We start from the raw sequence: 10,863 nt of genomic DNA, 5'->3' as shown, positions 1-10,863 counted from the left end.
TACTTTGTGTTTTTTGTGTTGAAAGATGATCATGAATGTGGAGATTTCAAGGATTTGATGATGAAAATCAGCTGAAATAAATCACATGGAATTGATTGACTATTGCCGAAGGGAAATCCTTCCAAAATGATATCATTTCCTGATTTTCTTTCTAGGAACGAAGTAAGGGAATGACTCAAGTCATTCCCTACTTAATGTCGATATATCTCCAAAATGTTCCGTGCTTTGCTTGAACTTTTTCAACTGTCTGAGAAAGGACTAACTTTTTAAGCTCTTTATCTACCTCATGTAACGTCATATTATAAACCATTGCAATCTCAGATGAAGCAACAAATTGGTAATGCTGTAAGAAAATTTCTAATGGAGGAGTGTGTGAAGGCTTTATCACGTCACCAACCATTTCCTCTAGGAGCTGGACATACATATCGTAAGAATACATTCCAGTAATTTTTAATCCTTCTTGTTCTACTTCTTCACTAAAAAAGGCAAGAGTGGGGATTTCCTGGACGTCCATTTCAGATGTGATTTTTAGATCACATTGTAATGCTTTTGCTGCACTCTCAGAGTGAAGGTCTTTACGAAATTCTGTCACATCAAGACCAACATTTTTTGCGATATCTACTAAGATCTCTTCATCTGAAACATTTTGACTTTCAATAAATAAAAGCTCCTGCAGTTTTCGTAAGTAGCGGAGTCCTGCTTTTCTTCCTTGCAATTCAGCTGACTTAATGGCAAGTGATGCTCGATATGGAGTTGACAACGGGTTTTCCATCCATACTTTACCATCACATGACATTCCTGTACGACATGCCGTTTTTTCCCAAGCTTGGGCAAGCTTTTCAGGGCTTTTTCTCTTTGTAAGATTTAATGTTGCTAGACGGCCGCTAATGATATATTTAAGCGTGAAAAGACGGCCATATTCGATTTGCAGCTTTTTGATGATTGGCTCTAATGCCCAACATTCGGGACAAAGAGGATCAACAAACATGTAGATTTCAATTGGCTTATCTGGATGTCCATGACAATGGGAGAAGAAGAGGGATACGTTCTGTTTCTCATGTTGTTCCGTCATTGTTTGTGCCTTCTTTCTGAATGTTGCTTTCTTCTTCCGCTTCAAAGGTATTGACCATATGCTGAGCTGTAAGCTGTAGCCGATGAAGGAGAAAATCCTTTATTTCTCCTTCCAAGCCAGTTTCTTTCATTGCAGACTCCATACAGCTTATCCAAGCCTTTGCTCTTGATGGTGTGATTTCAAAGGGCAGGTGTCTTGCTCTTAACATCGGATGGCCATGTTCTTCTGTATAGAGTTGAGGCCCACCTAAGTATTGTGTCAGAAATTGCTTTTGTTTACGAGCTGTTTCCGTTAGATCGTCGGGAAATATAGGAGCCAAAAGCGGGTGTTTTTCTACTTTTGCATAAAAGGTATCAACAAGCCGCGAGAGAGTTTCTTCTCCAATAGCATCATAAGGTGTTAAATGTTGATTCGTCATGTTGATTTCTCCTTTTCGATGTGCTAAATAACCTACTCAAATACTAAGATTCTCATATAAAAATGAATTTATCATAGGAAGTTTTTCGTTTTCGATGTACTATCAGAAAGTATAAAAATTTTATGGATGATAGTATAAGATAAACTATGGCTTTCGTCATAGGACTTGGCGATAAGCCAAGTTTTTCTAATAAGTACATTTTAACAAGCGTGCTTCTATATCTCAAACAAACCGCTCTCAGATGAGATATTTACCATTATTTTATCAATCTTAATGGGCAGTAAGCCCCTCACCTAAAGCTTCTGGATTTACAAAGAAGGAAGGTGGGGGATAACTGCCTGTAAAGGTACGATTGGTTCAACTAACCATCATTGGGAGATGAAAAAAAACAATGATGGAAGTTTCACTATATGAAAACGAGGCTGAAAGTACAGTTGTCTTAATGAGAAAAAATAAAAAAAGACCATTTTTGTGATGGTCTTCGGCCAAGTATTCTATACCTGATATGTTGAAGTGATTTTTCTTACATAGTTTTGTGTTTCTTTAAATGGGGGAATACCACCATATTTATCAACGTTTCCAGGCCCGGCGTTGTACGCTGCTAGGGCAAGTGAAACATTTCCGTTATATCTTGATAACATTTGCTTTAAATATTTTGTTCCACCTTCAACATTTTGTGCAGCATCAAATGGGTTATGAACACCAAGTGATTTTGCCGTTGCTGGCATAAGTTGCATCAACCCCATTGCTCCGGCATGGCTTTTAGCAGTAGGGTTAAAACCGGATTCTTGTTTAATGACAGCACGAATTAATTTTTCATCTACTCCATACTTTTCAGCAGCCTCAGTGATGATATCATCAATTGTGTTTGCCTGCATTGGAGCCGTAGATTGACTAGCAGAAGTCAATTGATCTAAAACAGGAGAGTTCATCACTAAATTTGGCAGAGCAGATAATGCTGGTGCTACATCTGTCTTCACGGCTTCATCTTTACTAGTTGTCGCGGAAATAAACGATTTTAATAACTCTTGGAAATTGGTTTCAAAGGTTGATTCACTCGGTTGATTTGGAGATTGATTGAAACTTTGAAGTGCCTGAAGTTCAAGCATTGTTTTATAATACTTCATTTTAACATCCAAAAATCTTACCTCATCTCACTATATTTTTGCTCATAAAATCGGCGGATTTTATTTTTTGTTTCTCGAATTGGAATGTTTAGTTCCTTTAAAAGGTCATGGAAAACTCTTTTACCTTCTTGTTCATCTGTTACTTCAAATTCAAGTTCAAAGTCCTCTTTATTTAAATATCGGCTATGATCGATTACTAATAAACCATTTTGATAATTTTTTTCTGCACGTAATGTCGCTAATGTACCGAAATAAGTCATATCTTTTTTATCAATTCCTAGGCTAATTAAGCGCTCGGTAACCTGGCCACCGTCGAATTCTCCGGTTTTTAACATGTTTTGGGCTGTTTCTTCTGAAATCATTTGATGAGTTTCCAGCAAGCCAACCTCAGCCGGTTCCTTTAATGTCAAAATAAATTGATTCTGTTTCTTTCTAATTCGAAGAGCAGCTCCAAGCTCTTTTAATGAAAATTCTGGTGTATCAAAGTAATGATTTTCTTGTAGAAAAAATTGTTCATCTTTCAATTGGAAAGTTTCTTTTATTTTAATAAATTCATCTTTTGTTAATAGGTTTTTAAATTCTATTTCTATTTCTTGTGACATATTGGTTTGACCTCACTAATTAAAAGTTTCAAACAGGCTTTTCCGCTTTTCGAAGGAATAAACTTAATGAAAGGTACTTGCCTAGTTTTTGTGTCTAGCTCCAGCGCCCATCGACAAGTGAACTTCACACTCCTCCTTGCGATAAGTCAGCATCTAATCGCTATCGCTCTTCGTGTTTCCTTTTCCCGACCTTAACAGGAAATAGAGTGGATTACACGTAAAAGTCGGATAAGTCTCGCTATCCATTAGAGGAAATAAACGCCCTCTAATGGAAGTCTCGCTTTATCTCTTACGGAGTGCTCCAGTTCATACGTCGCTGAACGGGCGCTTCCGCTTTTCCTATTATCTAACGAATTTAAATAGTCCGCAATGTTATCATGAGACTTTTTAATATGGTAAAATAATCTTGGATTGTAATGGAAGGAGATACATATGAATACTAGAATTGAATTAGTTGAAACAAAAGTAGAAAATAGTACATTAATTTTGGAGCCGGCAGAAATTTCAGCTGAATTAGAGCAAAGCGATTTAAAGGCTCAAGGACAGATGCTTGTTGATTCTGATCATTTGGCTTTTATTTATATATTAGAATCGAAGGACGAGTTTGTCTATGCGAGCCTTCCTTACCAAATTTGGCCGCAATTAAAAGAAGCTTTGGACAAAGAGTATAGAGTCGATATGAAAATAAATGATCAACAAATTGAGCTTGAAAATTTAAAAGAAGAATTACGTTATCTATTAGAAAATATTAAAGATAATGCAAATTATGGAGATGAAATGGAGAGTAAAGTAGTAGAACTTTTTTCACTATCCTAATATGTTAGGGACAACAGGCGGTTGCGTAAGGGGGATACATAGGTGGAAGCTCAACAATGGAAATCATTTTTGGCTCCTTATAACCAAGCAGTAGAGGAACTAAAGGTAAAATTAAGAGGAATTCGATCACAATATGAGCTGGAGCATTCTCATTCTCCGATAGAGTTTGTCACTGGTCGTGTGAAGCCTATTGCTAGTATTTTAGATAAAGCCAAACGGAAAAATATATCAATGGAAGATTTAGAAGAAGGTCTTCAAGATATTGCAGGCATAAGGATGATGTGTCAGTTTGTCGATGATATTCGATTTGTCGTCAATATGTTAAAGAGCCGAAATGACCTGGAAATCATTGAGGAACGAGATTATATTACAAATCAAAAAGATAGCGGCTACAGGTCGTTTCATCTTGTTGCTAGATACCCGGTGCAGACAATTGCAGGAGAAAAGAAGCTATTGGTCGAAATTCAAATACGAACGTTATCGATGAATTTTTGGGCAACTATTGAACATTCATTAAACTATAAATACAGTGGAAACATCCCGGATAACATAAAAGTTCGTTTAAAACGGGCAGCAGAAGCAGCGTATTCACTAGATGAAGAAATGTCGCAGATTAGAGGGGAAATCCAAGAAGCACAAGCTATTTTCTCAAGGAAGACGGATAAAAAATAATGCACACTAGCCTTATTATGAAAATAAATACAATAAAGGGGTAGTAACTATGAAATTTGCTATTTCATCAAAGGGTGATCCAATTTCAAACTCAATCATGCAAAAGATGAAAACCTACTTGCTTGATTTTCAACTTGAATATGATGAAGATTGTCCGGACATTGTTATATCAGTTGGAGGTGATGGGACTCTTTTATATGCATTTCATCGCTACAGAAGCAGACTAGACAAAACCGCCTTCATCGGAGTGCATACTGGTCACTTAGGTTTTTATGCAGATTGGGTTCCGGATGAGATTGAAAAGCTTGTGATAGCCATTGCAAAAACGCCGTATCAGGTCGTTGAATATCCCATATTAGAGGTTATTATCCGTCATAATGATGGTGGACGAGAGGCTAGATATTTGGCGCTAAATGAGTGTACGGTAAAAAGTATTGAAGGAACGCTTGTCATGAACGTTGAAATTAAAGGACAAATGTTTGAAACTTTTAGAGGTGACGGACTATGCATTTCAACGCCTTCCGGGAGTACAGCTTATAATAAAGCACTAGGCGGAGCGATTTTACACCCCTCATTACGCGCCATTCAGTTGGCAGAAATGGCTTCCATTAATAACAGAGTCTTTCGAACAATTGGATCACCGCTCATTTTGCCTGAGCATCATACATGTATGTTAAAACCGGTAAACGATGTGGATTTTCAAATTACAATTGACCATTTAACATTGTTACATAAAGATGTTAAGTCTATTCAATGTAGAGTAGCGAATGAAAATGTGAGATTTGCCCGATTTAAGCCGTTTCCATTTTGGAAGCGAGTCAGGGATTCATTTGTTGGAGATACGGAAAAATAATGAACAGAGCGTTTCATCTTGAATGGATTATAGAGAAGGAAGAAGCTGGCATGCTTGTTTTTGACTTTGTGAAAGCAAAGAAAATCTCTAAGCGTGCATTAACAGATATTAAATTTAATGGCGGGGACATTTTAGTAAACGCTGAGCATGTGACAGTTAGACATAAGCTAAAAGAAGGAGATGTTCTAACAGTTATTTTTCCTGAAGAGGAAAGAGGCTCAGGCTTACATGCAGATGAAGTACCATTTGATATCGTTTATGAGGATCAACATTGTTTAGTCATTAACAAACCGCCATTTGTTCCATCCATCCCATCTCGGGAACACATCAGAAGAACTTTAGCAAACGGATTGATTCATTATTATGAAAAACACAACATTCCATCTACCATTCACATTGTGAACCGATTGGACAAAGATACATCAGGACTTATGCTTGTTGCGAAACACCGTTTTGCCCATTCTTTATTCTCTGCTCAACAAAAAAATAAGGAAATCCATCGAATCTACCTGGCGTTTGTGCATGGTGTGATAAAGCTGGATTGTGGAACGATATCAAGTCCGATTGGACGGAAAAAAGACAGCATTATTGAGAGAGAAGTTTGTATTGATGGTCAGGAAGCTGTTACTCATTATCAGGTAGTTCAAAGATTAAATGACAAAACATTAGTAAGGCTTGTACTTGAAACGGGGAGAACCCACCAAATCCGTGTTCATATGTCTTCGATCGGGCATCCCTTATGCGGTGATCAACTTTACGGCGGAAATGAAAAAGAGATTAAGAGACAGGCTCTTCATAGCTCACAACTGACATTTTGGCATCCTTTGTTAGAAAAGCAGCTAAAGTTTAAGGCGGAAATGCCTGAGGATATGATCAAATTACTTAGCCCTACTACGTGATGATAGTGGGGCTGTTTTTATTGCTTTGGAAATTATAAAATGCATCAAATGTGGATAAGCGCTTCGGCATCCAAAAATGTGCAAGTGCCGATACAGCGACAGACGGCGCGTAAGTACTGCCTCTAGGGTCTAGACAATTTAGAATTGAAGGCAAAGAACGCCTTCTATTCTAAATCATCTTATTTGCCCTGGGCTGATCAAGTCGCTTGCGCTTTTGTTCTACTATCAGAATTTATAAGTTTTGTACTTAGTATAGGTGTCCAGCTCCAGCGCCTAGCCCCTCGAGGTCATAAGCCAATTTGGAATTGAAGGTAAAGAACACCTTCTATTCCAAATCGTCTTATGCTTGTCGGGGCTGGACAAGGCGCTTGCGCTTTTATTCTTCATATTTCCCTAAATCTTGTTTCATCATATGGAAGACTGGATGGAACAGAAATAACTTGATCCTCAGGGTAACGAAATGAAGTGAGTTTATTACCAAATACAGCGCCTGTGTCAATATTTATGGTACGGTTAACACGCCTTGGTTCCTTTATCGGGGTATGACCATATACAATCATTGGCTTACCCTGATAATGCTGGGCCCAATCACGGCGCTCAGGAGTTCCGTCGGGATTTTTCTTGCCGCTGATATCTCCATATAAGACAAACGTTTTGACTGCGTTGGTGTTCTTACCTATATAATCCTCACGAATACCTGCGTGTGCAACGATTAATTTGCCGTTATCGAGAATTTGATATAGATGGGAAGATTCATAAAGCCATATAAATTTCGCTTTAACATCAGCTTGTTTCTCGGGAGGTAACTGTTCATATTCTGCAACAGTGGTCTCAAGTCCGTGAGTAATTTGTACTTTGTTACCTAAAAAAAAGCGATAAAGCTTATTACAGTGATTGCCTGGTGAATAGTGGGCATGATTTTCTTTTACAAGCTGGTAAACCACATTGATGACCTGAATAGAATTTGGTCCGCGATCTGTTAAATCTCCAACAAATGATAGTTTTCTTCCATCTGGATGGACTGGTATACCAGATTCCCATTCATAGCCCAGTTTCCTCGTTAACTCCTCAAATTCTGTATAACATCCATGTATATCACCTATGACATCAATTTTCATGTGCAGTCACCTCTGTCATCTATTGATAGCTAAAGCTATGGGGATATGAAAAATGGTACTCTAAAAATAGAGTACCACTTTTTTAGTCAAACATGTATTTTCTTGTACGGGAGCGAACGTTTAGGACAATCCCTATTGCCACCATATATGTTGCCAGTGAACTACCGCCATAGCTAACAAATGGTAATGGTAATCCCGTGATAGGAAGAAGACCGATTGTCATGCCGATGTTTTGAAATACTTGGAAAGTAATCATTCCAATAACCCCTGTACAGAGGTAACTGCCAAATGGATCATTACTTTCTAAAGAGATATGAATCATACGGTATATGAGCAAAAAGAATAATGATACAACAATACTTCCGCCAATAAATCCAAATTGCTCAGCAATAATCGCAAAGATAAAGTCAGTATGTGCCTCAGGCAAATAAACTTCTAAGTTATTATATCCTTTTCCATGTAATTCTCCTGATCCAATCGCCAGTAGTGATTTTACAAGCTGGAAGCCCTGTTCTCCTGAATATTCATAAGGATTTAACCAGCCATAAAACCGATCCAATTGATAAGATTGACCACCAAGAATGTATTTTAAAAGGATATCCGGATACTTAAAAAATAAAATAAGAAATGTTGCAGTTCCGACAACAAAAGTAATGACCGCTGGCAAAATAATTCGCCATTTAATTCCTGAAATTAACAGTAAAGAAGCAATTATCACACAAAATACCATTGTCATTCCCATATCTGGTTGACGAATTAACAAAAGTATAGGTGGTCCAGCAACTGCTGCAATTTTTCCTATAAGCAGAAAATCATCTGTGACTGTATTTTGTGGATAAGTCTCGCGGTGGTCAGCAACAACCTTACTCAAGACAATAATAATGATAATTTTCATTAATTCTGATGGCTGAAAATTACCTAATGGTCCAAGTTTATACCAGGATGTTGCACCTTTAATTGTTTGAACAATCCCTTCAGGTAAAATCTCTAAACCAAGTAATAGCAGTAGACCAAAACCGTATAAATACCATGCAAAATGTCTAAAACGATCATAATCGATGAGCATTGTCACAACAATGGCTACTGAACCAATGATATACCATTGAATTTGTTTCATCGAAAAATTGATGCTTTGTAATGTTGCAGGTAAGGTTGTCTCAGCACTATTAATAGCGATTGTACTGACAATCGCTAACAAAAATAATATAAAAATTAACGTATAATCTATTTGTTGTTGAGGGGATTTATCATTTGTCATAGTCGATCCCTTTCTAAAATCTTTTAACTTGAAAAACGGTCCATCTTCATTGTATCATTTACAATCTTAAAGGATTGTGAACGATTTGCAAAGAATCGATTTTGAAAATTTAATTTGATCAAAGCAATTTCGTTTACGTATTTGCTAGGAAAATATAAAGTGCTTGAACTGTGGCCTATGCTTGTCGGAGCTGAACGAGGCGCTTTCGATTTTCAAATATGTTTCATTTTTGTAAATACTCTTCAACTTATTGATTCATTAAACACATATAGAATATTATAGTTATTATGAGTAAAAGCACAATATGTAGAAATGCTTAACTTTTTGTCGAAATCATGAAAGTTTTTCCATTTTCCCCATTCTTAACGGGCAGTCAGACTCCTATTTAAAGATTTGAGAGAAATAAAGAGGATAAATAGGAGATAACTGCCCGTAAAGATCCGACGAAGGACAGGATGGCCAAGTCAGGCGAAGCCACAGGATGTGGCGTTTTGAGCGTGATAAATTTCGCTACCCATCAGTAGGGGATGAAAGAAACCTTCCACTGATGAAAGTCTCACTTTATAGATAATTTATCCAAAGGAGAGGAGGAAAACTTATGTCAGAAGTGAAAGAACAAGTAGAGCTTGAAGAGGAAGCACTTCTAACAAGTTTAACAGATAAAAATATGGATGAATTTCGTTCCGTATTTTTAGAACAACATCCATATGATCAAGCGAGTCTATTTATCAAGCTTGATTCTGATCAACGAAGTACAGTATACCAATATCTTTCTCCAGAAGAAATGGCAGCTGTGTTTGAGAACATTGAAGATGAAGATGGTCAATATGAAACATATTTATCTGAAATGGATCCAACATTTGCTGCTCAGATGCTTGCCCAGATGTATGCAGATGATGCTGTTGACGTTTTGAATGAATTAAATAAAGATCAGGTTGCAAGCTATTTAACCATCATGGACAATGAAGCAGCTGAAGAAATCCGGGAATTGCTTCATTATGAAGAATATACAGCTGGAAGTATTATGACAACGGAGTATATCTCGATTCATGCTCATCAAACGGTACATTCTGCAATGCAAATATTAAAGCAGGAAGCACCAAATGCAGAAACCATTTATTATGTGTTTGTTATTGATGAAGAAGAGAAGCTGGTTGGAGTTATATCTTTAAGAGATCTTATAATAAGTGAACCAGATATAATGATTTCTGAGATTATGAACGAGCGTGTGTATTCTGTAAGTGTTGCTGAGGATCAAGAAGAAGTAGCAAGAAAAATGAAGGACTATAACTTTTTAGCTCTACCTGTTGTTGATTTTCAAAATCATCTATTAGGAATCATCACTGTTGATGATATCGTTGACGTCATTGATGAAGAGGCGAGTGATGACTATTCAAAATTGGCCGCTGTTTCAGATGTTGATTCAGCTGATCGAAGTCCTTTTTCAGCAGCAAAAAAGAGGCTGCCATGGTTAATTATCCTTTTATTCCTTGGAATGTTTACAGCGAGTTTAATTGGCCGTTTTGAAGAAACCTTAGAAAAAGTAGCCATCTTAGCTGTTTTTATTCCTTTAATTGCAGGAATGGCTGGAAATACCGGTACACAAGCATTGGCGGTTGCTGTAAGAAGAATTTCTTTAGGAGATTCAGAGGATCATAGTTTAAGCAAAATGATTGTAAAGGAAGCTGGTACCGGACTCATAACAGGGGCGATATGCGGAATTGTTGTGGCTCTTACCGTGTTTATTTGGAAAGGAACTTTATTTCTGGGGATTTTAGTAGGCATGTCTATTTTGGCCACACTGACAGTGGCGACAATTTCTGGAGCATTTATTCCTTTAATTATGCACAAATTAAAGGTAGATCCTGCTGTTGCATCAGGTCCGTTTATTACAACCATTAATGATATTATTAGTATTTTAATTTATTTTGGAATGGCAACATTGTTTATGCAATATTTAATCTAATAGCTGACCCGAGCATATTGTTACAATAAAAAATTAAAGTTGTATATGATATGAACTATAGA

The 10,863-nt window shown here is 37.0% G+C and carries 11 protein-coding genes; 5 read left to right on the top strand and 6 right to left on the bottom strand.

Annotation, left to right across the window (positions count from 1 at the left end; translation table 11 throughout):
- Positions 1–187: 187 nt before the first annotated feature.
- The 4 genes from AC4GZ8_RS24385 to AC4GZ8_RS24370 form a co-directional block, all read right to left on the bottom strand.
- Positions 188–1,072, bottom strand: coding sequence for a ClpXP adapter SpxH family protein (locus AC4GZ8_RS24385; protein WP_491084478.1), 885 nt, complete (start codon positions 1,070–1,072; stop codon positions 188–190).
- Complete coding sequence (locus AC4GZ8_RS24380) at positions 1,056–1,490, bottom strand: globin domain-containing protein (RefSeq protein ID WP_491084477.1); 435 nt, start codon at positions 1,488–1,490, stop codon at positions 1,056–1,058. Before AC4GZ8_RS24380 ends, AC4GZ8_RS24385 begins: the two co-directional genes overlap by 17 nt.
- 494 nt (positions 1,491–1,984) lie before the next feature.
- Complete coding sequence (locus AC4GZ8_RS24375; protein ID WP_491084476.1) at positions 1,985–2,617, bottom strand: lytic transglycosylase domain-containing protein; 633 nt, start codon at positions 2,615–2,617, stop codon at positions 1,985–1,987.
- A gap of 17 nt (positions 2,618–2,634) precedes the next feature.
- Complete coding sequence (locus tag AC4GZ8_RS24370) at positions 2,635–3,219, bottom strand: CYTH domain-containing protein (protein ID WP_491084475.1); 585 nt, start codon at positions 3,217–3,219, stop codon at positions 2,635–2,637.
- Positions 3,220–3,651: 432 nt separating this feature from the next.
- On the opposite strand from AC4GZ8_RS24370, the gene AC4GZ8_RS24365 reads away from it, so the two are divergent.
- From AC4GZ8_RS24365 to AC4GZ8_RS24350, 4 genes are read left to right on the top strand one after another with little or no spacing between them, the layout of a single operon-like run.
- Entirely contained in the window at positions 3,652–4,035 is a 384-nt protein-coding gene (locus AC4GZ8_RS24365) for a UPF0738 family protein (RefSeq protein ID WP_491084474.1), read from the top strand.
- Between the two features lie 42 nt (positions 4,036–4,077).
- A complete protein-coding gene (gene yjbM, locus AC4GZ8_RS24360; protein WP_491084473.1) occupies positions 4,078–4,707 on the top strand; it encodes a GTP diphosphokinase in 630 nt (209 codons plus the stop codon).
- Between the two features lie 49 nt (positions 4,708–4,756).
- On the top strand, positions 4,757–5,560 hold the full coding sequence (locus AC4GZ8_RS24355; RefSeq protein WP_491084472.1) for an NAD kinase: 804 nt from the start codon (positions 4,757–4,759) through the stop codon (positions 5,558–5,560).
- On the top strand, positions 5,560–6,459 hold the full coding sequence (locus tag AC4GZ8_RS24350) for an RluA family pseudouridine synthase (protein ID WP_491084471.1): 900 nt from the start codon (positions 5,560–5,562) through the stop codon (positions 6,457–6,459). Before AC4GZ8_RS24355 ends, AC4GZ8_RS24350 begins: the two co-directional genes overlap by 1 nt.
- A 383-nt stretch (positions 6,460–6,842) precedes the next feature.
- Here AC4GZ8_RS24350 and prpE read toward each other — a convergent pair whose 3' ends face one another.
- Both prpE and AC4GZ8_RS24340 read right to left on the bottom strand, forming a co-directional pair.
- Positions 6,843–7,577: a bis(5'-nucleosyl)-tetraphosphatase PrpE gene (gene prpE, locus AC4GZ8_RS24345; protein WP_491084470.1), complete on the bottom strand. Its 735-nt coding sequence runs from the start codon at positions 7,575–7,577 to the stop codon at positions 6,843–6,845.
- Positions 7,578–7,659: 82 nt separating this feature from the next.
- On the bottom strand, positions 7,660–8,835 hold the full coding sequence (locus AC4GZ8_RS24340; RefSeq protein ID WP_491084469.1) for an FtsW/RodA/SpoVE family cell cycle protein: 1,176 nt from the start codon (positions 8,833–8,835) through the stop codon (positions 7,660–7,662).
- 598 nt (positions 8,836–9,433) lie between these two features.
- Between AC4GZ8_RS24340 and mgtE the strand changes: the two genes are divergently transcribed.
- Positions 9,434–10,801, top strand: a complete 1,368-nt coding sequence (gene mgtE / locus AC4GZ8_RS24335; protein ID WP_491084468.1) for a magnesium transporter — start codon at positions 9,434–9,436, stop codon at positions 10,799–10,801.
- The last annotated feature ends 62 nt before the right edge of the window (positions 10,802–10,863 follow it).

Source organism: Metabacillus sp. RB-C-LZQ-3-1, assembly GCF_058315175.1.
Note: the sequence above shows the minus strand (reverse complement) of the source record. Positions and strands in the feature narration are given on the sequence as shown.